The 21,770-nt window shown below is 62.8% G+C and carries 21 protein-coding genes; 13 read left to right on the forward strand and 8 right to left on the reverse strand.

The genetic code is table 11. The annotated features are described in order from the left end of the window. Positions 1-30 precede the first annotated feature (30 nt). The gene (locus tag ABX74_RS04760; protein ID WP_175413843.1) at positions 31-1,005 is read left to right on the forward strand and encodes a COX15/CtaA family protein; all 975 of its coding nucleotides are present in this window, start codon (positions 31-33) and stop codon (positions 1,003-1,005) included. A gap of 63 nt (positions 1,006-1,068) precedes the next feature. Here ABX74_RS04760 and ABX74_RS04765 read toward each other — a convergent pair whose 3' ends face one another. After that, positions 1,069-1,431 carry a hypothetical protein gene (locus ABX74_RS04765; RefSeq protein ID WP_020969598.1) on the reverse strand — a complete coding sequence of 121 codons (363 nt, stop codon included), beginning with the start codon at positions 1,429-1,431 and terminating at the stop codon, positions 1,069-1,071. Positions 1,432-1,514: 83 nt separating this feature from the next. Here ABX74_RS04765 and ABX74_RS04770 point away from each other — a divergent pair, with 83 nt between their 5' ends. Then, a complete protein-coding gene (locus tag ABX74_RS04770) occupies positions 1,515-2,480 on the forward strand; it encodes a quinone oxidoreductase family protein (protein WP_047888339.1) in 966 nt (321 codons plus the stop codon). A 56-nt stretch (positions 2,481-2,536) separates the two neighbouring features. Here the strand turns inward: ABX74_RS04770 and ABX74_RS04775 are convergent, their stop codons facing one another. After that, entirely contained in the window at positions 2,537-3,520 is a 984-nt protein-coding gene (locus tag ABX74_RS04775) for a heme o synthase (RefSeq protein WP_047888412.1), read from the reverse strand. Between the two features lie 201 nt (positions 3,521-3,721). Between ABX74_RS04775 and tkt the strand changes: the two genes are divergently transcribed. The 10 genes from tkt to ABX74_RS04825 all read left to right on the forward strand — a co-directional run bounded on the left by tkt (position 3,722) and on the right by ABX74_RS04825 (position 13,496). Continuing rightward, positions 3,722-5,824 (forward strand): transketolase, encoded by a 2,103-nt coding sequence (gene tkt, locus ABX74_RS04780; protein ID WP_047888340.1) that lies wholly within the window; start codon positions 3,722-3,724, stop codon positions 5,822-5,824. 5 nt (positions 5,825-5,829) lie between these two features. After that, entirely contained in the window at positions 5,830-6,954 is a 1,125-nt protein-coding gene (gene tal / locus ABX74_RS04785; protein WP_046379904.1) for a transaldolase, read from the forward strand. Positions 6,955-6,958: 4 nt separating this feature from the next. Continuing rightward, entirely contained in the window at positions 6,959-8,503 is a 1,545-nt protein-coding gene (zwf, locus tag ABX74_RS04790) for a glucose-6-phosphate dehydrogenase (protein WP_047888341.1), read from the forward strand. Beyond that, entirely contained in the window at positions 8,503-9,411 is a 909-nt protein-coding gene (opcA, locus tag ABX74_RS04795; protein ID WP_097388189.1) for a glucose-6-phosphate dehydrogenase assembly protein OpcA, read from the forward strand. The genes zwf and opcA overlap by 1 nt, the downstream gene beginning before the upstream one ends. After that, positions 9,404-10,141, forward strand: coding sequence for a 6-phosphogluconolactonase (gene pgl, locus ABX74_RS04800; protein ID WP_020969595.1), 738 nt, complete (start codon positions 9,404-9,406; stop codon positions 10,139-10,141). Before opcA ends, pgl begins: the two co-directional genes overlap by 8 nt. Before the next feature lie 326 nt (positions 10,142-10,467). Next, on the forward strand, positions 10,468-11,388 hold the full coding sequence (locus tag ABX74_RS04805; RefSeq protein WP_046378543.1) for an SDR family oxidoreductase: 921 nt from the start codon (positions 10,468-10,470) through the stop codon (positions 11,386-11,388). A gap of 26 nt (positions 11,389-11,414) precedes the next feature. Beyond that, a complete protein-coding gene (locus tag ABX74_RS04810) occupies positions 11,415-11,759 on the forward strand; it encodes an iron chaperone (protein WP_041814994.1) in 345 nt (114 codons plus the stop codon). 32 nt (positions 11,760-11,791) lie between these two features. Then, positions 11,792-12,514 (forward strand): AAA family ATPase, encoded by a 723-nt coding sequence (locus ABX74_RS04815; protein WP_046378541.1) that lies wholly within the window; start codon positions 11,792-11,794, stop codon positions 12,512-12,514. Positions 12,515-12,541: 27 nt separating this feature from the next. Further along, the gene (locus ABX74_RS04820; RefSeq protein ID WP_019748395.1) at positions 12,542-12,862 is read left to right on the forward strand and encodes a TfoX/Sxy family protein; all 321 of its coding nucleotides are present in this window, start codon (positions 12,542-12,544) and stop codon (positions 12,860-12,862) included. Between the two features lie 121 nt (positions 12,863-12,983). Then, positions 12,984-13,496: a hypothetical protein gene (locus ABX74_RS04825; RefSeq protein WP_223257831.1), complete on the forward strand. Its 513-nt coding sequence runs from the start codon at positions 12,984-12,986 to the stop codon at positions 13,494-13,496. On the opposite strand, the gene ABX74_RS04830 is transcribed toward ABX74_RS04825, so the two are convergent. The 3 genes from ABX74_RS04830 to secG form a co-directional block, all read right to left on the reverse strand. After that, positions 13,483-14,268 (reverse strand): oxidoreductase, encoded by a 786-nt coding sequence (locus tag ABX74_RS04830; RefSeq protein WP_021344228.1) that lies wholly within the window; start codon positions 14,266-14,268, stop codon positions 13,483-13,485. The two genes, ABX74_RS04825 and ABX74_RS04830, sit on opposite strands and share 14 nt — an antisense overlap. Before the next feature lie 104 nt (positions 14,269-14,372). Beyond that, positions 14,373-17,147: a phosphoenolpyruvate carboxylase gene (ppc, locus tag ABX74_RS04835; RefSeq protein ID WP_047888342.1), complete on the reverse strand. Its 2,775-nt coding sequence runs from the start codon at positions 17,145-17,147 to the stop codon at positions 14,373-14,375. Positions 17,148-17,250: 103 nt separating this feature from the next. After that, positions 17,251-17,484 carry a preprotein translocase subunit SecG gene (gene secG / locus ABX74_RS04840; protein WP_003944946.1) on the reverse strand — a complete coding sequence of 78 codons (234 nt, stop codon included), beginning with the start codon at positions 17,482-17,484 and terminating at the stop codon, positions 17,251-17,253. Between the two features lie 209 nt (positions 17,485-17,693). Between secG and ABX74_RS04845 the strand changes: the two genes are divergently transcribed. Continuing rightward, on the forward strand, positions 17,694-18,539 hold the full coding sequence (locus ABX74_RS04845; RefSeq protein WP_047888343.1) for a tyrosine-protein phosphatase: 846 nt from the start codon (positions 17,694-17,696) through the stop codon (positions 18,537-18,539). A 125-nt stretch (positions 18,540-18,664) separates the two neighbouring features. Here the strand turns inward: ABX74_RS04845 and tpiA are convergent, their stop codons facing one another. Genes tpiA through gap form a run of 3 tightly spaced genes read right to left on the reverse strand, consistent with a single transcriptional unit; the run spans position 18,665 to position 21,705 of the window. After that, complete coding sequence (tpiA, locus tag ABX74_RS04850) at positions 18,665-19,450, reverse strand: triose-phosphate isomerase (protein WP_047888344.1); 786 nt, start codon at positions 19,448-19,450, stop codon at positions 18,665-18,667. A 6-nt stretch (positions 19,451-19,456) separates the two neighbouring features. Then, a complete protein-coding gene (locus ABX74_RS04855; RefSeq protein ID WP_019748389.1) occupies positions 19,457-20,668 on the reverse strand; it encodes a phosphoglycerate kinase in 1,212 nt (403 codons plus the stop codon). Positions 20,669-20,685: 17 nt separating this feature from the next. Continuing rightward, entirely contained in the window at positions 20,686-21,705 is a 1,020-nt protein-coding gene (gene gap, locus ABX74_RS04860) for a type I glyceraldehyde-3-phosphate dehydrogenase (RefSeq protein WP_003944851.1), read from the reverse strand. Positions 21,706-21,770: the final 65 nt, after the last annotated feature.

Genomic DNA, 21,770 nt, shown 5'->3' on the forward strand with positions numbered 1-21,770 from the left:
TGTAGTTGATGGGGAACTACGATCGTTGGCGTGGTGAATCGTGTGTATGCCGGATTTTTACGCTTGGTGGATCGACTACCTCTCCCCTCGCTGAAAACGCAGAAAATCATCGCGTTCATCGTGATCCTGACGCAGGGCGGCATCGCTGTCACCGGCGCGGTGGTTCGCGTGACGGACTCGGGACTCGGTTGCCCGACGTGGCCGCAGTGCTTCCCCGGTAGCTTCGTCCCGGTCGGCCACGGACAGGTCGCAGTGATTCACCAAGCCGTCGAGTTCGGCAACCGCCTACTCACGTTCCTGGTCGTCATCGTCGCTGCCGCAATCGTGCTCGCGGTGACTCGCGCTCGCCGCCGCAAAGAGGTGCTTGTCTACGCCTGGATGATGCCGCTCGGCACTGTCGTTCAGGCAGTGATCGGCGGTATCACCGTCCTCACAGGTCTCCTGTGGTGGACGGTCGCCATTCACTTGGTTGCGTCGATGCTGATGGTCTGGGTTGCCACGGTGATGTACGCGAAGATCGCGGAACCCGACGAGGCAACAACTCTGGTCGTGATGCCGAAGCCGCTGCGCTGGCTTACCGCGCTGTCAGGTGTCGCGCTCGCCGGCGTATTGGTCGCCGGAACTCTCGTGACGGGTGCAGGTCCCCACGCGGGCGACAAGGGCCTGGAGCGCACGGTTCCGCGCCTGGAGGTCGAGATCGTGACGCTTGTTCATCTGCACTCACAGCTGCTGGTCGGATATCTCGCGCTGGTCGTGGGTCTGACATTCGGTCTATATGCGGTCGGGACATCTGCGGCCGTGAAGATCCGTCTGAAGGTCCTGCTCGGACTGATCCTCGCCCAAGCGCTCATCGGGGTCGTGCAGTACTTCACCGATGTGCCGGAAGTTCTGGTGATCATGCACGTCGCCGGTGCGGGACTGTGCACGGCTGCGACCGCAGCAGTTTGGGCTGCGGGTAAGACCCGCCAGTACACGCCGACCGATTCGCCGATACCGGCCCTCTGACGCTTCAAGACACGTGTGGGGCGTAGGAACACCAAGAAGTGTTCCTACGCCCCACACGTCATTTCAGGCTTCGTTGCGTGCTTTCGGGAACCGAGTCTGGTTGGCGACCCAACCGGCCATCTTCTTGAAGTGGCCTTCCTGGGGGGTGACGATGCTCGTCAGCTCACGCTCCCACTCGGCAACGGTGACGGTGTCGAAGGACGCAACGACGGCATTGGCCGTGGCGAGGTCCTCGACGACCTGATCACCGAGGATGCCGTCGGCACCCACGAGAGTGATGCGAACGCCGGCCAGGCCGACCGGCTGAATGACGGCGCTGGCGGTGCCGCCGTGCTCGGCGACGAACTTGGTGATGGCGTTCACCGTGGACTTCGGCAGTTCCGGCGCGGACGGGGTGGCGTCCGACTTCTCGGTATCGGTGCTCATGACTCGACAATACTGGTCGGTAGCCCGGAAGCGACACCAGGCATGGACTGAGCGTCGGCCGTCTCGGGTGTAGAACAGAAACCATGCGAGCCATCTACGTGACCGAGACCGGCGGACCAGAGGTTCTGACTCTGACCGAACAACCCGAACCGACACCCGGCCCAGGCGATCTACTCGTCAGGACCGAAGCGATCGGCATCAATTTCATCGACACGTATTTCCGAATGGGCCAGTACAAGCGTCCGCTCCCCTACATTCCCGGCGACGAGGGCAGCGGCGTCGTCGAAGCTGTCGGTTTTGACGTCACCGAATTCGCCGTTGGTGACCGTGTCGCGTGGGCGGCCGCCACGGGCAGCTACGCCGAGAAGGTGGCTGTTCCCGCCGCAGTCGCCGTGAAAGTGCCTGACGGTGTCCCGGCATCGGCCGCAGCGTCGGCGCTCCTGCAGGGGATGACGGCGCACTACCTCGCGAAGTCGACGTATCCGATCCAGAGCGGCGACACCGTGCTCGTGCACGCAGGCGCGGGCGGCGTCGGGTTGATCCTGACGCAGATGGCCGTCAGCCTCGGGGCGAAGGTCATCACGACTGTGTCGTCGGATGCGAAGGAAGAACTCTCGCGCGGCGCCGGTGCCTCGGAGGTCCTGCGGTACGACGAGGACATAGCAGCGCGAGTCCGGGAGTTGACCGGCGGCGAAGGAGTAGCGGCGGCATACGACGGCGTCGGCGCGACAACTTTTGATTCGAGCCTGGCTTCCGTCCGTATTCGCGGCACTGTCGCATTGTTCGGTGCGGCCAGTGGACCTGTTCCGCCCGTAGATCCGCAGCGGCTCAATTCATCGGGTTCGCTGTTCCTGACGCGTCCCACGCTCGCGCATCACATTCGCACTCGTGAGGAACTGAGCTGGCGTGCCGGTGATGTCTTCGACGCCATTGCGGCCGGGAAGCTCGATATTCGCGTCGGCGCCGAGTATCCCCTCGCCGATGCGGCAACAGCGCATCGGGATCTGGAGGGTCGAGCAACGACCGGGTCGATCGTTCTGATTCCCTAGCGAAGTGCTGTGCGCCTTTATTAACCGCCCGCGGTTAATAAAGGCGCACAGCAGAATCAGCTGAGCATGTCGCTGATCGTCTGGAGTCCGAGAACCGAGTCGACAGCGAGGCCGACGAAAACGATCGCAAGATAGTTGTTCGACTGCAGGAACAGGCGCAGCGGCTTGACCTGAGCACCGCCGCGAACGCTGCGGTACAGCTGATGAGCCATGAGCAGGAACCACGCACCGGCGACGATGGTGATTGCGGCGTAGATGACGCCCGACGCGGGGACGAGGACAAGCGTCGTGACGACCATCGCCCAGCTGTAGAACAGGATCTGCTTGGTCACGTGCTCCTCGGTGGCGATCACCGGAAGCATGGGAACGCCTGCCGCCTTGTAGTCCTCTTTGTATCGCATCGCGAGCGCCCAGGTGTGCGGCGGCGTCCAGAAGAAGATGATCAGGAACAGCACGACGGGCTGCCAGCTCAGCGACCCGGTGACAGCGGCCCAGCCTACGAGGACGGGCATACATCCGGCTGCGCCACCCCAGATGACGTTCTGCCAGGTACGACGCTTGAGAACCATCGTGTAGATGAGGACGTAGAACGCGATCGTGATCACGACGAGGATGCCGGCCAGGAGGTTGGCTCGCCACCACAGCCACAGGAACGACGCGAGTCCGAGAAGAAGTCCGAAGACGAGTGCGTTACGGGTCGGCACCGCCTCGCGGGCCAACGGACGCTTCGCGGTGCGCTTCATGACCTTGTCGATGTCGGCGTCGACGACGCAGTTGAGCGAGTTCGCACTCGCCGCGCCCATCCAGCCACCGAAGAGGGTGCTGAGGATCAGAACGATGTCGACCGTTCCGCGAGCTGCCAGCAGCATTGCCGGAATGGTTGCCACCAACAGCAATTCGATAACTCGCGGCTTCGTGAGCGCGATATAAGCCAGAACCTTGCCCGTTGCGCGACCCCACACCGTATCGGTATTGGTCGCCCGCGGGGCGGCACCTGGGCTGCCGAAGCCATGTCCGCTCGGCTGTTGCCCTGTCCGCACGTTCTCTCCTTGCACCACGCGTTACCGCACTAACTGTTCACGACACACTGCTGACACTGTCCTCTACTACGAACGATGGTAGACCGCAGCCATTGAGGAACCGAATCGACCCGGACAGCCAGGACCATTAGGCTGGGTTACGCAGTGGAGGGACACCCCACCCTCGCAATCCACGTACACCATGTCAGGAGACATCTGCCAGTGTCGATCACAGACGAGATCCACGTCCTCACGCAACCCGTCCACCCCTCGGACTGGACCGACCTGGACACCAAGGCTGTCGATACCGCCCGCGTGCTCGCCGCCGACGCGGTTCAGAAGGTCGGCAACGGCCATCCCGGAACTGCAATGAGCTTGGCGCCGTTGGCATACACCCTCTTTCAGCGCATCATGCGCCACGATCCTTCGGATGCAGAATGGGTCGGCCGTGACCGCTTCGTTCTTTCCTGTGGCCATTCGTCCTTGACGCTGTACACCCAGCTCTACCTGTCGGGCTACGGTCTCGAGCTTGCTGACCTCGAAGCTCTCCGCACATGGGGCGCACTGACCCCCGGTCACCCCGAGGTCGGCCACACCGTCGGCGTCGAGATGACCACCGGTCCGCTCGGCCAGGGCCTTGCGTCCGCAGTCGGCATGGCCATGGCTGCGCGTCGTGAGCGCGGGCTGTTCGATCCGGAGACCCCGGTCGGCTCCTCTCCCTTCGACCATCACATCTACGTGATCGCGTCCGACGGTGACATCGAGGAAGGCGTCACCTCCGAGGCGTCGTCTCTCGCCGGTGTCCAGGAACTGGGCAACCTGATCGTCTTCTACGACGACAACAAGATCTCCATCGAGCACGACACCGCCATCGCTCTCGGCGAAGATGTCGGAAAGCGCTACGAGGCATACGGCTGGCACGTTCAGCACGTCGAGGGTGGCGAGAACGTCTCCGGCATCCTCGACGCGGTTGCCGCTGCCAAGGCCGTCGTCGATCGTCCGTCCATCATCTTGCTCCGCACCATCATCGGTTTCCCGGCGCCGAAGAAGATGAACACCGGCGACGTTCACGGCTCCGCACTCGGTGCCGACGAGGTCGCTGCGGTCAAGGAAGCCCTCGGCTTCGATCCGAGCAAGTCCTTCGACGTCGACGCCGACGCTCTGGCTCACGCCCGTGAGGTCGTCTCGCGCGGAGCCGACGCACACAAGGCATGGCAGGTCGAGTTCGACGCGTGGGCCGCACGTGAGTCCGAGCGCAAGGAACTCTTCGACCGCCTGTTCGCCGGTGAGTTCCCTGCCGGCTGGGCCGACGCTCTCCCGACCTACGAGGCCGACGCCAAGGGCGTTGCGACTCGCAAGGCCTCCGGTTCGGCACTCAACGCGCTCGGACCGATCCTGCCCGAACTGTGGGGCGGTTCCGCCGACCTCGCCGGCAGCAACAACACCACCATCAAGGGCGCAGATTCGTTCGGCCCCTTCTCCATCTCCACGAGCGACTGGACTGCGCAGCCTTACGGCCGCACGCTTCACTTCGGTATCCGTGAGCACGCGATGGGCTCGATCCTCAACGGCATCGCGCTGCACGGCCCGACCCGCCCGTACGGCGGAACCTTCATGGTCTTCTCCGACTACATGCGTCCGGCGGTTCGCCTGGCTGCACTGATGAAGACTGCCGTCACCTACGTCTGGACCCACGACTCCATCGGTCTCGGCGAAGACGGCCCGACTCACCAGCCGGTCGAGCACCTCGCTGCTCTTCGAGCGATCCCGAACCTCGCCGTCGTCCGCCCGGGTGACGCCAACGAGACCTCGTTCGCATGGCAGGCAGCACTCGAGAACAAGACGGGCCCGACGGCTCTGGCGCTCACCCGCCAGGACATCCCGGTTCTCGAAGGCACCAAGGAGAAGGCTGCCGAAGGCGTCAAGCGCGGCGCTTACGTCCTCGTCGACGCTGCCAACGGTTCGCCCGAGGTCATCTTGCTTGCGACCGGTTCCGAACTGCATCTGGCCACCGAGGCTCGCGAGACCCTCGAAGCTCAGGGCGTCGCAACCCGCGTCGTTTCCGTGCCGTGCCTCGACTGGTTCCTCGAGCAGGATCAGGCGTACCGCGACGAGGTCATTCCGCCCGCCGTCCGCGCACGCGTGTCCGTCGAAGCCGGTATCGCAATGCCGTGGTGGCGCATCCTCGGCGACGCCGGCCAGGCCGTCTCGCTCGAGCATTACGGCGCTTCCGCCGATTACAAGACCTTGTACCGGGAGTTCGGCATCACCGCCGACGCGACTGTCGAAGCCGCGCAGCGCTCCCTCGCATCTGTGAAGGGATGATCTCGATGACACAGAACGTGAATACCGAAAAGCTCTCCGCTGCAGGCGTTTCCATCTGGCTTGACGACCTCTCGCGAGATCGCATCCAGTCCGGCAACCTGCAGAACCTCATCGACACGAAGTCGATCGTGGGTGTCACGACCAACCCGTCGATCTTCCAGGCGGCACTGTCCAAGGGCTCCGACTACGACGCTCAGGTTCGCGAGTTGGCCGAGCGCGGCGCCGATGTCGACGCCACCATCACGGCCGTCACCACCGACGACGTGCGCGCTGCGTGCGACATCCTGGCCCCGCAGTTCGAGGCATCGAACGGCGTCGACGGCCGCGTGTCCATCGAGGTCGATCCTCGTCTGGCGCACGACACCGACGCGACTGTCGCGCAGGCGATCGAGCTGCACAAGATCGTCGACCGCCCGAACGTCCTCATCAAGATCCCCGCGACGCTGGCCGGTATCCCCGCCATCGCCAAGGTGATCGGTGAAGGCATCAGCGTCAACGTCACTTTGATCTTCTCGGTCGAGCGCTACGAAGCTGTCATGGGCGCGTACCTCGACGGTCTGGACACCGCCAAGGCTGCCGGCCGCGACATCTCGTCCATCGAGTCGGTCGCCTCGTTCTTCGTCTCCCGTGTGGATTCCGAGATCGACAACCGCCTCACGGCGATCGGCACGCCGGAAGCTCTCGAGCTTCGTGGCAAGGCTGCACTCGCAAACGCTCGTCTGGCGTACAACGCGTACCAGCAGATCTTCGAGGTGCAGCCGCGCTTCCAGGCTCTCCTGGCCGATGGCGCCAAGGCTCAGCGCCCGCTGTGGGCGTCGACCGGCGTGAAGAACCCGGATTACCCGGACACGCTCTACGTCACCGAGCTGGTTGCGCCCAACACGGTCAACACCATGCCGGAGAAGACGCTCGACGCTCTCGCCGACCATGGTGAGATCACGGGCGACACGATTTCGGGCACCGCTCAGGACTCGCAGGTCGTCTTCGATCAGCTCGCAGCTGTCGGCATCGATCTTGCGGACGTGTTCAAGGTCCTCGAGACCGAGGGCGTCGACAAGTTCGAGGTGTCCTGGAACGAGTTGCTCGACGCAACTGCCGAGCAGCTTCGCGCAGCAACCCAGAAGAGCTGAGCCTGTGAGCGATTCCGCGGCGGCATCAGATTGGGTGAATCCCCTTCGGGACAGCACCGACAAACGGCTTCCGCACATTGCGGGGCCCTGTGCCCTGGTGATCTTCGGTGTTACCGGCGACCTCGCCAGGCGCAAGCTCATGCCAGCCATCTACGACCTCGCCAACCGTGGACTGTTGCCGCCCGGATTCGCTCTGGTCGGGTTCGCCCGGCGTGAATGGACGGACGAGGACTTCGCGAACGTCGTCCTCGAAGCAGTCAAGGACGGTGCTCGCACCAAGTTCCGTCAGGACGTCTGGGAGAGGCTCGCCGAAGGTATCCGGTTCGTGGAGGGCAGTTTCGACGAGGCCGAGGCCTTCCAGAACCTGTCCGTGACGTTGGCCACGCTCGACAACGAACGTGGTATCGGCGGCAATCACGGGTTCTACCTTGCGATTCCGCCCAACGCGTTTCCTCAGGTGCTCGAGCAACTGTCGGCGTCAGGCCTCGCGCAGGCCGAGGACGGTCAGTGGCGACGAGTTGTCATCGAGAAGCCGTTCGGTCACGACCTCGAGAGCGCTCGCGAACTGAACGCCGTCGTCAACAAGGTGTTCCCCGAGGACACGGTCTTCCGTATCGACCACTACCTCGGCAAGGAAACGGTCCAGAACATCCTGGCTCTGCGCTTCGCGAACCAGTTGTTCGATCCGATCTGGAACGCGCACTACGTCGACCACGTCCAGATCACGATGGCCGAGGACATCGGCCTCGGTGGGCGTGCCGGGTACTACGACGGCATCGGCGCGGCCCGTGACGTGATCCAGAACCACCTGCTCCAATTGCTCGCGTTCACGGCGATGGAAGAACCCATCAGCTTCGAACCGCTCAATCTGCAGGCGGAGAAGATCAAGGTTCTTTCGGCAACGCGTCTGGCCGAACCACTCGACGAGACCACTGCCCGCGGACAATACGAAGGTGGTTGGCAGGGCGGGTTGCCGGTGGTCGGACTCCTCGAAGAAGAGGGCTTCGCAGCGGACTCCACGACGGAGACCTTTGCCGCCATCACCCTCGAGGTCGACACCCGTCGCTGGGCGGGCGTGCCGTTCTACCTGCGCACGGGCAAGCGTCTCGGCCGCCGCGTCACCGAGATCGCGGTGGTCTTCAAGCGCGCACCACACCTGCCGTTCGACAAGACCATGACCGAAGATCTCGGCCAGAACGCACTCGTGATCCGCGTGCAGCCTGACGAGGGCGTCACCATGCGGTTCGGCTCGAAGGTTCCCGGATCGAGCATGGAAGTCCGTGACGTCAACATGGACTTCTCGTACGGTCAGGCTTTCACCGAGTCGTCACCGGAGGCGTACGAGCGACTCATCCTCGACGTGTTGCTCGGCGAGCCGTCTCTCTTCCCCGTCAATGCCGAAGTCGAATTGTCTTGGGAAATCCTCGATCCCGTCCTCGAACACTGGGCAGCCGGCGGCAAGCCGGAACCCTACGAGGCTGGAACGTGGGGACCACCGTCTGCGGACGAAATGATGCAACGCACCGGACGCGAATGGAGGCGACCCTAGTGATTCTCGATTTGCCCTCCACCACCACGGTCCAGGTCAGCAAGAAACTGGTCGAGGTACGTAAGACCGGCGGCGCTGTCACCTTGGGACGTGTGCTCACGCTTGTCGTCTGCACCAGGGACACCGGGAACGCCGAGGCCGCAATCGAGGCCGCCAACGAAGCAAGCCGTGAGCACCCCTGCCGCGTCATCGTGCTTCTGCGTGGCGACGAGCAGAGCGAGCCTCGGCTCGATGCTCAGATCCGCGTCGGTGGGGATGCCGGCGCCTCTGAGGTCGTGGTGCTGCGCCTCTACGGTCCCCTGGCGGACCACGAGAGCAGCGTCGTCATCCCGTTCCTGCTCCCCGACACACCGGTAGTCGCGTGGTGGCCCCTCGAGGCACCCGAGATTCCGGCGAAGGACCCCGTCGGAAAGCTTGCGATCCGTCGTATCACCGACGCCACCGGTGCCCCGGATCCGACTGCCACCATCAAGGGACGACTCGCGTCGTACACCGCCGGTGACACCGATCTCGCCTGGAGTCGCGTCACCTACTGGCGCGCACTGCTCGCGTCGGCTCTCGATCAGCCGCCGCACGAGAAGATCACCTCAGCGGTGGTCTCCGGTCTCAAAACCGAACCGGCACTGGATATTCTCGCCGGTTGGTTGGCTGCCAAGATCGACGGTCCGGTCATCCGACGTACGGGTGAGCTCACCGTCGAGCTGAAGCTGGAGACTCGCAGCATCTCCATCAGCCGCCCACAGGAGGGTACGACCGCAACCCTGATCCGCACCGGTCAGCCCGACTCGCTGGTCTCGCTCGGTCGTCGAGAGACGCGCGATTGCCTCGCCGAGGAATTGCGTCGGCTCGATCCGGACGAGATCTACGAAGAAGCTCTGGCTGGGTTGGACAAGGTGACCTATGAGTGATGTTGTCGTAGAGAAGTTTCCCGACGCCGGCCAACTGGTCGATGCCGCTGCCGCACGCCTGGTCACGACAATCGTTGATGCCCAGAAGGCTCGCGGGTTCGCATCCATCGTGCTGACGGGTGGCGGAACCGGGATCGCACTTCTCGAGAAGTTGCGTGACGCTCCCGGCGACATCGACTGGTCGCAGATCGATCTGTACTGGGGCGACGAACGGTTCCTGCCGTCCGGCGATCCCGAGCGGAATGAAGTCCAGGCTCGTGAGGCGCTTCTCGATCACGTGCCGGTCGATCCCGACAGGGTGCATGCGATGGCCGCATCCGACGGTATCTACGACGGTGATCCGCACGGGGCGGCGACGGCGTACGAACAACTGCTGGGCGCTCAGGCACACGGCAATCAGGTTCCGACGTTCGACGTGCACCTGCTCGGCATGGGTGGAGAAGGACACGTCAACTCGTTGTTCCCGCACACCGACGCCGTTCGCGAGGAAGCTCGTTTCGTTGTCGCGGTGACGGACTCCCCCAAGCCGCCACCGGTACGGATCACCCTGACGTTGCCTGCTGTTCGGCGTGCCAAAGAGGTCTGGCTGCTCGTCTCGGGTGCTGCAAAGGCCGAGGCCGTTGCCAAAGCTGTCGGAGGTGCTTCGTCCGAGGACTGGCCGTCCGCCGGCGCCACCGGTTTGGTGGCGACGCGTTGGTTCCTCGATACGGACGCTGCCTCGCAGCTCTGATCTGATTTCACGGATCTGATTTCACACCGGGCCGGGAATCGTCTTCAGGCGATTCCCGGCCCGGTGGTACATCGAGGACATTTTCACAGTGGCGAGTCATGACTACCCGCCGAGTCCGGATCCGATGCGAATTTCCTTTTGACGGAACGGAACTCAATCCCGAGATCCCTTGTCTCCAAAGGGCACTCTGCCCTGCACAATGATTCATCTCTCCCCCTGTCTCGTTCTTTCGAGCGATTACTACCTTGGACGCCGCGAAGTAGGGTTCGGTTCCGCAGATCGCTTTCACTCTTGAACGAAGCAATCCAGGCGAGAACAATCGAACAATGTCGTGGACACCGAATCCGGATGCACTTCGCGGGCGAGTGGCTGTTGTTGCCGGGGCGACGAGGGGCGCCGGACGCGGAATCGCCGCAGCCCTGGGTGAGGCCGGTGCAACCGTCATCTGCACTGGCCGGAGCACATCTGCCGGAATACTTCAGTCGGACTATCCGCGCGGCGAAACCATCGAGGAGACGGCAGAGCTTGTCACCGAACTGGGCGGCGTCGGCGTGCCGATTGCCGTCGATCATCTCAAGAGCAAACAAGTGGCTGATCTCGCCGAACGCTTGCGCGCCGACTATCAACATATCGACATCTTGGTCAATGACATCTGGGGCGCGGAACTACTCAAGGGTGGGCCGGCGGAGTGGAACACGCCGGTGTGGGAACACGATCTGGACAAGGGCTTTCACATTCTGCGCCTGGCGATCGACACCCACATCACCACGTCGCACCACCTCCTGCCGCTGATGATCGATCGGCCAGGCGGACTGGTCGCCGAAATAACCGACGGCACTACCGAATACAACGCATCGAACTATCGCATCTCGGTGTTCTACGACCTGGCGAAGGTATCCGTGAACAGGCTTGCATTTTCGCAAGGCCACGAACTTGCCCCGTTCGGCTGTACTGCCGTCGCCATCACTCCGGGGTTCCTGCGATCGGAGATGATGCTCGACAATTTTGGTGTCGGCGAATCGAATTGGCGTGACGCTTTGTCGCCGGAGCGGGATGGGCCGACTGCACCTCCGGATTTTGCCCGCTCCGAGTCACCAAGATTCACAGGACGTGCGATCGCCGCCCTCGCCGCCGATTCGAATCGGAAGCGATGGAATCAGCGATCGGTCAGTTCAGGCGAACTCGGAACGGCATACGGGTTCACCGACACCGACGGCAGCCGCCCCGATTTTTGGCGAGCCAACTGAATCCGACAGTGATTAAGATCCGTTTCATGGCCGAATTCGCGACGATCGACGATTACATCGCGTCGTTTCCCACCGACGTGCAGCGATCCCTCGGGAGCATCCGCGAGACGATCCACAGCACTGTTCCCGGCCTCGATGAAACCATCAGCTATCAGATGCCGACCATGACGGTGAATGGGAAGAACCTGGTTCACTTCGCAGGCTGGAAACACCACATCTCGATGTACCCACTCCCGGCAGGTGACGCAGAGTTCGAGAAGTCCGTCGACCCGTACCGGGCTGCGAAATCAACCGTGAAGTTCCCGCTGAACAAACCGATCCCCCTCGATCTCGTGGCTCGAATCGTCGAATTGCTCGCGCAGCGCCACTAACCTCAGTTCCCGTCGGAGCCTTGTGAGAGCGTATGGCCGTGCAGAGACAACCCATCCGACGCATCAAGGCCGGGACATCGTCGGGCGCTGACGTAGGCAGCTGGCCGATGACGGTGCCCGCGGTTGCGCAGATCATTCAGGACGGTCTTGAACTTCCACCGGGTGTCACCATTCTGGTCGGCGAAAACGGAGCGGGGAAGTCGACCGTCATCGAAATTCTTGCCGCCGTTCTCGGTCTCAATGCCGAAGGCGGGTCGACCAATACGCGACATCAGACCAGATCGAGTGAACCGAGCGCCCTCGACCTTGTGGTCGAGCGGAGCCCCGGCGCGTCGAAGTGGGCGTACTACCTCCGAGACGAAACCTTGCACGGGTTGTACACGTATTTGGAGGACAACCCCAATCCCACGCGACCTGAACCGCTTTACCATCACCTCTCCCACGGTGAGGCGCTGCTCGAGATCTTGTCGTCGAGGACCTCCGACGGCGGCTTCTATCTGATCGACGAACCCGATGCCGCACTCTCATTCCAAGGGACCTTGACGCTGGTCGCGCTGCTCGGTGAGCTGGTGGAATCTGGCGCGCAGGCGGTGATCGCGACGCACTCGCCGATCATCGCGGCACTGCCGAACGCCAATCTGCTCGAGATCGGCGAATGGGGAATCCGAGCCGCGAGCTGGGAGGACCTCGATCTGGTCTCGAACTGGCAGCGGTTCCTTCACGACCCGCAGACGTACCTGCGCCACCTGATCTAACCTGGAACTCCACCCCAGGAGGCATCCATGGCATACGACAAGGCGCTGGCTGAGCGTATCCGCGATGCGCTCTCGGGCGAGAGCGACGTCGAAGAAGTAAAGATGTTCGGTGGGCTGAGCTTCATGGTGAACGGGAAGCTGGCCGCCAGTGCGAACTCACACGGCAACATCATGGTTCGGTGTGACCCCGATCGAGTTGACGAACTCCTGACGCACAAGGGTGCAAGTTGGCCCGAGATGCGGGGTAAGCCGATGAGCAAGGGATGGATCGTCGTCGACCGAACCGGGACGAGTTCGAACGTCGAGTTCAATGCGTGGATCAAGGAAGCTCTGGACTTCGTGCACTGACTGGTACTGCCGGTTCGATCAATTTCGCTCGATTCGGCAAAAAGTGAAGTGGGCGGCCCTAGACTCCGAAAAAGCATTGGATTGGGCGCCACGACGGCGCGGAGGAAAGGTGGTCCGTCGCGTGACGTTCACACCCAATCAGCCGGATCACCAACGCGCCTTCGGGTTTCAGCCGCCGTCGACCCGCGCAATTCCCTCCCTCATGCCCGACCGTTTCGGACCTAGCCTCATCGGCTCGCTGTGGGCGTGCGCCGGGATCGTCGCCGGAAGCCTCGGCCCGTGGACGTCGTCCTCCGCCCTCGACCACAGTGGTATCGACGAATGCGGAGTGATCACACTCGTCCTCGCTCTGGGCTCGGTAACCGCGCTTATCACCCTCATGGTTCGAGACGTCACGCCCGAGATGAAGAATCACTGCACGGGACCGCTGGTGGGAATCGCCGTCTTGATCGTTGCCGTCGGAAACGCCGCGTCCATTGTGCGACGTAGTACCGAGGTCGCAGGGCACACCGCCGGACCGTCCATCGGGTGGGGACTGTGGGTGGTCATCGCGTCTGCAGTGATCCTGTGCATCATGTCGTCGTCCGTCGCGCACATGATCAGGTTTCAGGCAGCAATGATCACAAGGTCTTGATCAGCCCGCCGTCGATCACGAAATCCGCGCCCGTCACGTTCCCCGCGCGATCGCTGGCGAGGAACAACACCAGGTCCGCTACCTCTTCGGGAAAGGTGAAGCGGCCCGTCTCGGCGCCGGCGGCGGCACTTTCGACGATATCGTCGGCCGCTGAACCATTCGCCTTCGCCAGCGTCGAGGCCACTCCGTGCTTGCCGAGCCACAACTCCGTCTGCACCGGACCAGGGCTGACGGTATTGACGCGGATCCCCTTCCCTCCCAGTTCTTTCGACAACGACTTCGAGAAGTTGGTCAACGCCGCTTTGGCGGCGCTGTAGTCGATCACCGTGGGGTCAGGCAAGAATGCGTTGACCGAACTGATCGTCACGATGCTCCCACCACCTCTGCGGATCAACTCCGGCAGCGCAGCGCGAACAGTGCGTACAGCCGACAAGAACGTCAGATTGAATGACGACGCCCACTCTTCGTCCGTGATAGCCGCGAAGCCGCTCGTTCTCGGAGTGACGGCGCCGACGTTGTTGACCAAGATGTCGACGCCGCCCCTCGCTGCTGCAACCTCGAGCAGTCGGGTAGATCCTTCGACACTCGCGAGGTCGACGCCGACAAAGGTGACGGCGCCGCCGGACTGCAGCGATTCGAGTTCCGGCGAGAGCGTCCGCGAGCCCGCGACGACGTGGACTCCCTCGGCCACCAAGGCCCGAGTGATCGCCAACCCGATACCTTTTCCCGCGCCGGTAACCACGGCAGTTCGTCCGTCCAATTGCAGATCCACTGCGGTCCCCGTTCGGTCCGGTGCGCAGCGTTGGGTGTGCGTGCGACAGCTCTAGAGTCGCCGCACGCACACCCTGGTAAACCTGCAGAACCAGCCGCTGTTACCTAGCCACTGTTACGAAGCGCAGTGGCCAGGCCGTTCATCGTCAGCTGGATACCCCGACGCACCTGATCGCTCTCGTCGCCGGAACGGTACCGACGGATCAGCTCGACCTGTAGATGGTTGAGTGGTTCGAGGTACGGGAACCGGTTGTGAACCGAACGCTCGAGGCCCGAGTTGTCGGCAAAGAGGTTCTCGTTGCCTGTGATTGCCTTGTACATGCGAATTGTGCGTTCGTGCTCGTCGGTGATCATTCCGAAGACTCGATCGCGCAGTTCGGCGTCGGGCACGAGGTCCGCGTAGCGGGCCGCCAAACCGAGATCAGACTTCGACATCACCATGGCCATGTTCGAGAGCACGGTTCGGAAGAACGGCCACTTCTCGTACAGGGCCGTCAACGTGGCAAGCCGAGTGTCGTCTCCGTCTATCCATCTTTCGAACGCGGCGCCGGTTCCGTACCAACCCGGAAGCATCACGCGAGACTGACTCCACGAGAGCACCCAAGGAATGGCACGCAGATCGGAAATCGCCTTGGTCTGCTTGCGAGAGGCCGGACGAGAGCCGATATTGAGTGCTCCGATCTCGGCGACCGGTGTCGACGCTTCGAAGTACTGCACGAATCCTGGTGTGTCGTGCACCAATTCGCTGTACGCGGTACGGGCGAGTGCCGCCAACTCGTCCAACACCGCGTAGGCCGCATCTGCGTCGCTGCCAAGACCTTCGACGTCGAGCAACGTCGACTCGATAGTCGCGGCGATGAGTGTTTCGAGGTTGCGGTGCGCCAGACGCGGTTCGGCGTACTTGGCCGCAATCACCTCACCCTGCTCGGTGATTCGCAGAGAACCAGCGACTGCACCGGGGGGCTGCGCGAGAATCGCTTCGTAGCTCGGTCCGCCGCCACGTCCGACGGTTCCGCCGCGGCCGTGGAAGAGCCTCAACCTGATTCCGCTCTTACGCGCGGCATCGACGAGGTCGAGTTCGGCACGGTACAGCGCCCAGTTGGCGGCCAGGTATCCGCCGTCCTTGTTCGAGTCGGAGTACCCGAGCATCACTTCCTGACTGTCACCGCGAGAACGGACGATCGCACGATAGATCGGGATGTCGAGCGTCGCCAGCAATGTGTCGGCGCCGCCCTGCAGATCCTCGATCGTCTCGAACAACGGGACGATTCCGATCGGGCAGGAGGGCTCGCTACCGACGCCCGGATCGAGCACTCCAACCTCTTTGAGCAGCACCGCAGCTTCGAGCATGTCGCTGACCGAGGTACACATGCTGATGATGTAGTTGGGTACTGCGCCCGCTCCGAGAACCCGCACTGCCTTGGCGCCGGCCGCCATGATGGCCAGTTCCTTGGTGGTCAATTCGCTGAACTCGGCGTCCGGCGAAGTCAGTGGTCGCCGCGTCGTCAACTCGGCCGACAGCAATTCGATTCGATCGGCTTCCGGCAAGGACGTGTAGTCCGGGTGAACTCCGGCCCACGCCAGAAGTTCTGCGACGACGCTTTCGTGTACCTCGGAGTTCTGCCGCATGTCCAGACCGGACAGGTGAAAGCCGAACACCTCCACCGCTTCTCGGAGCCGATCGAGTCGATCGTCAGCGATGGTCTCGTCGCCGAAACGACGCAACGAGGTGTCGATGATTCCGAGATCCCGCTGCAGTTGTGCCGGGTCGGTGTACGCCTCGAGACCTTCATCAGCACCGTGTGCGGGCAACTCCCCCAATACCGTCAGTGCGGTTGCGCTCAATCGCCCGCGGATACCGCGAATCGCACGACGGTACGGCTCGTCGGCCCGGAATGCAGAATCGTCGCCAGAGGTAGACGCCAGCAGATCGAGTTCGGGCGTGACGGACACCAGCCGCGCCGACATCGACAGTTCACGCTCGAGATGTTCGAGTTCCTCGAGATGATGCTCGAGAGCAGTCGCCGCAGCGCGCGACGTGGCGCGCTGGACGATTTCGCCGGTCACGTACGGATTGCCGTCCCGGTCACCGCCAATCCACGAACCCGGCCTCAGGATCGGTTCCGGCAGGAGCCCGGCGTCCGGCCAACGCGTGCGCAGAGCTTTGCGGACCTCGGCATTGATCTTCGGAATCACCTCGAACAACGCCGCGTCGTAGTAGCGCAGGCCTACCTCGATTTCATCCTGGATACGGAGGCGGCTGAGCCGGATCAGAGCCGTCTGCCACAGGGTCAGAATCTGACGGCGCAATTGCAGATCGACATCAGCGGTTTCTGCGACGCTCAGCGCCGTGCGCTCGCGGTATCGCATCAACTCGGTGATCCGACTCTGCGTCTCGAACACCGTGCGGCGTCGAGTCTCCGTCGGGTGAGCGGTGATGACGGGCGAGACCAGGGCGCCCCGCAGCGCTTCTTCGACGGTAGCCGAATCGATATCGGCTGCATCGAGTTTGGTGTACGTGGCGGCGAGAGTGCTGTCGCGGGGCGGTTCACCCGCGTTGACGTGGATGGCCCGTCGACGCTCGCGGTGGATGTCCTCGGCCAGGTTGGCGAGCAGCGCGAAGTGACTGAACGCACGAATGACGGGAATGGCGTCGTCCGTACTGATTTCGGCGAACAGCGACACCAGTTCGGCGCGGTCGATCTCCGACCGACGGACTCGGAACGACTCGACACGGGCTCGCTCGACCAGATCGAAAACATTGTCGCCGGCTTGCTCTCGCACTATTTGTCCGAGTATTCCGCCGAGAAGCCGGATGTCTTCGCGCAGCGGCTCGGTGGCCTCTCGCGGTGTTTCTCGATGCGACGCGGTTTCAGTCATCACTCAATTATCGACCGAAACAAAGAACCCCGCTCGATAGGCGGGGTTCCGTGTCTGAAATTCGTGTGTGAAAAACTACCGGCTGCAAGTCATGAGCCGAGAATCAGGCGAACTTGATCTCCAGGCCGATGCCGACGATCGAAATGAGCCAGATCAACGCGGTGAAGACCGTCAACCGGTCGAGGTTCTTCTCGACAACAGTCGATCCGGACAGGCTGGACTGGACACCGCCACCGAACAGACTCGACAAACCGCCGCCCTTACCGCGGTGCAGGAGCACCAAGGCGATGAGGAGCAAGCTGGTGATGACCAGCAGGATATCCAGGAACAGTTTCATGTCTGTCTACGTCCACCAATCCAATAGGGACAACTACAACCGATAACACCATACAGGCGCGCACAGATAGCCTGACCACATACCCGCCTCGCACATGACTTTGCACCCGGCCAGGCACGACTCTTGGTCAGTGGCATCGATCACACTGTCGAGATACCGATTCAGTAGTTTTTCAGTTGACGCGACTCTACCTCCGAAAGGCCGGCTCCATGCTTTCCGACACTGCCCTGCCCGACACTGCCCTGCCCGACACTGCCCTGCCCGACACTGCCCTGCTCGACACTGCCCTGCCCGACATACCCTTGCCTGACACACCACGTCTGGCTTCGATTCACAACTTCCGCGACGTGGCCGGCCCCGGGTACGTCACGACCAGCGGACAGGCGATGAGCCGCGGAGTTTTCTACCGCGCAAACGTGCTGACGCCCTCGCCTGAGGATCTTGCAATCGTGGAATCGCTGGGGCTGACCGCCGTCTACGACGTGCGCTCCGAAACCGAAGCGAACGAAACTCCCGACACCGTGCCTACGCCGGCTATGTACGCCCACATTCCCATCCTGTCCGGCAACATCCACGCCGAAGCGATGGCTCTCCGAACAGCGGACGCTGCAACAGCTTTCATGCAGAACATCAATCGCAGCTTTGTCGCAGACCCGGTCACTCGCAGCGGATTCTCGCAGTTGTTCGCCGCCCTGGCCACTACCGCCGGGCCGCAACTCTTCCACTGCACGGCAGGCAAGGACCGAACAGGCTGGGCAGCAGCACTACTGCAAACACTCGCCGGTGTACCGCGCGAAACGATCATGGCGGACTACCTGCTCACGAATACGTACTCGGCCGAGTACATCGATGCGACGGTCGCAACGATCGCCGCCGCCACAGATGCAGACAAGGGCGAGGTGATCCGGTTGCTGCTGTCCGTCGACGCAAGTTACCTGGGCGCTGCCTTCGAGCAGGTGGAGCACCACTACGGGACCGTCGAGAACTATCTGACCACCGGGTTGGACCTTGCTCCCGAACTCGTCGGCGCTTTGGAAACCAAACTCGTGAGCTGAATCCGGCGAATCAAAAAACTGCGGGCGTGTGACCTACTCGGTCACACGCCCGCAGTTCAGTGTCATACAGCTCAGTGTCATGCAGTGACAGTGTCCTGCAGTTTCCAGCTCACTACCCGATCACATCACGGGAGTGGACCGCCTGCAGCGATCGCAGACAGTGTCGCGAACTCGTCAGCCTTGAGCGACGCGCCGCCGACCAGAGCGCCGTCGACGTCAGTCTGGCCGACGATCTCTCCGACGTTCTTGGAGCTGACGCTGCCGCCGTACAGAACGCGAACGCCGGCTGCGACCTCGGCGTCGGCAAGTTCGGCAACTGTTGCTCGTACCGCAGCGCACACTTCCTGTGCATCGGCGGCAGAAGCGACCCGGCCGGTGCCGATGGCCCAAACAGGTTCGTACGCGATGACGATCTTGGAGATCTCCTCCGCGCTCAGGCCCGCCAATGAACCCTTGAGCTGGTCGACGTTGTAGGCAACGTGATCGCCCGCTTCGCGGATCTCGAGGCCTTCACCGATGCACACGATCGGCGTGAGGCCGTTCTTGAGAGCGGCCTTGGTCTTGGCGAGGACGGTCTCGTTGGTCTCACTGTGAAGGGTGCGACGCTCCGAGTGGCCGACCACGACGAAGGTGCATCCGAGCTTGGCCAGCATGGAGCCGCTGATCTCACCCGTGAACGCACCCGAGTCCTGAGCCGAGACATCCTGCGCGCCGTACGTGAGGAGGAGCTTGTCGCCCTCGATCAGCGTCTGGACGCTACGGATGTCGGTGAACGGCGGGATGACCGTGACGTCCACTTTGTCGAAGTACTTCGCAGGCAAGGAGAAAGCGATCTTCTGCACCAGGGCGATAGCCTCGAGGTGGTTCAGATTCATCTTCCAGTTGCCGGCGATCAACGGCTTACGTGCCATGTCGGATCAGCCTTCCAGTACTGCGATGCCAGGCAGCTCTTTGCCCTCGAGGTACTCGAGGGAAGCGCCACCACCGGTGGAAATGTGCGAGAAGCCCTCATCCGGGATACCGAGCTGACGAACGGCTGCTGCAGAGTCGCCGCCGCCGACGACGCTGAAGGCGCCCTTCTCGGTTGCCTCCACGATTGCTTCGGCGACACCGCGGGTGCCTGCCTCGAACTTCGGGAACTCGAACACGCCCATCGGGCCGTTCCAGAACACCGTCTTGGCGCCGGTCAGGATCGCGGCAAAGCGCTTGACCGACTCCGGTCCGATGTCCAGCCCCATCCAGCCGTCGGGAATCTTGTCGAACGGAACGATCTTCGACTCGGCATCGGCCGAGAAGGAGTCCGCGACGACAACATCCTGAGGGATGTGGATGACGTCGGCGTACCGGTCGAGGAGACCTTTGCAGGTCTCGATCATGGACTCTTCGCACAGCGAATTGCCCACGGAGACACCCTGAGCCGCGAGGAACGTGTAGAACATTCCGCCGCCGATCACCAGAGTGTCGACCTTCGGTGCCAGTGCCTCGATGACGGCCAGCTTGTCCGAGACCTTGGAGCCACCGAGCACTACCGCGTACGGACGCGCAGCGTCCTGCGTGAGCTTGGCGAGCACCTCGACCTCGGCGCCGACCAGGTAACCGGCGTAATGCGGGAGCAGCTTCGCGACGTCGAAGACCGACGCCTGCTTACGGTGAACAACACCGAATCCGTCGGAGACGAATGCGCCGTCGTCACCGACCAGCTCGACGAGAGCCTTGGCGAGCTTGACCCGCTCGGCTTCGTCCTTGCTGGTCTCGCGAGGGTCGAAACGGATGTTCTCGAGCATCAGGACGTCACCATCGGTGAGTCCTTCGGAACGAGCCAGCGCGTCCTGTCCCACGACGTCACCGGCGAGTTGCACGTTGCGACCGAGGATTTCGGCCAACTTCGCGGCAACCGGTGCGAGGGAGAACTTGGGATCGGGCTGACCGTCGGGGCGCCCGAGGTGCGCGGTCACGATGACCTTCGCTCCACCCTCGGCAAGTGCCCGCAGGGTGGGAGCGGACGCGACGATGCGGCCCGGGTCCGTGATTTCTCCGCCATCCAACGGGACGTTGAGGTCGGAACGCACCAGTACGGTGCGCCCCTCGACCCCAGCGTCCAGCAGATCCTTCAGCGTCTGAACTGCCACTGTTATCGAAACTCCGCTCAGAGAGACTTGGCGACGAGGCCGATGAGGTCGGCGAGGCGGTTGGAGTAGCCCCACTCGTTGTCGTACCAGGAAACGATCTTGACCTGGTCGTCGATGACCTTCGTCAGACCCGAGTCGAAGATCGACGAGTGCGGGTCGGTGACGATGTCCGAGGAGACGATCGGTGCGTCGGTGTACTTCAGGATGCCCTTGAGGGGTCCTTCGGCAGCGGCCTTCATCGCGGCGTTGATCTCGTCGGCGGTAGCCGACTTCTTCAGGTTCGCGGTGAGGTCGGTGACCGAGCCTGTGGGGATCGGCACGCGCAGTGCGTAGCCGTCGAGCTTGCCGAGCAGCTGCGGGAGAACCAGGCCGATTGCCTTGGCTGCACCGGTGCCGGTGGGAACGATGTTGAGGGCAGCTGCGCGGGCGCGACGGAGGTCTGCGTGCGGAGCGTCCTGCAGGTTCTGATCCTGGGTGTACGCGTGGATCGTGGTCATCAGACCCTTGACGATGCCGAACTCGTCGTCGAGAACCTTGGCGATGGGGCCGAGGCAGTTGGTGGTGCACGACGCGTTGGAGATGATGTTCTGGCTGCCGTCGTACTTGTCGTCGTTGACGCCCATCACGATGGTGATGTCTTCACCCTTGGCCGGAGCCGAGATGATGACCTTCTTGGCGCCGGCTTCGAGGTGTCCCTTGGCCTTTGCGGCGTCGGTGAAGATGCCGGTGGACTCGACGACGACGTCGACGCCCAGCTCGCCCCAGGGAAGCTCGTTCAACGGGCCGCGGTGTGCGAGGGCCTTGATGCGCTGATCGCCGACGACGATCGTGTCGTCACCGTCGAGCGACACGTCGTACGGCAAACGGCCGAGGATGGAGTCGTACTTCAGCAGGTGAGCGAGCGTCGCGTTGTCAGTCAGGTCGTTGACTGCCACGATCTCGATATCGGTGGTTCCGAGCGCCTTCTGCGCATCCACCGCCCTGAAGAAGTTACGTCCGATACGGCCGAAACCGTTTACGCCAACCCGGACAGTCACAATTCGCTCCTTTGACCATGATTCTGGTGTGCAACTTGACCCACGCATACTCCGAATCCGTGTGT

It is taken from the genome of Rhodococcus sp. ARP2, from assembly GCF_001029585.1.
GTDB lineage: Bacteria > Actinomycetota > Actinomycetes > Mycobacteriales > Mycobacteriaceae > Rhodococcus_F > Rhodococcus_F erythropolis.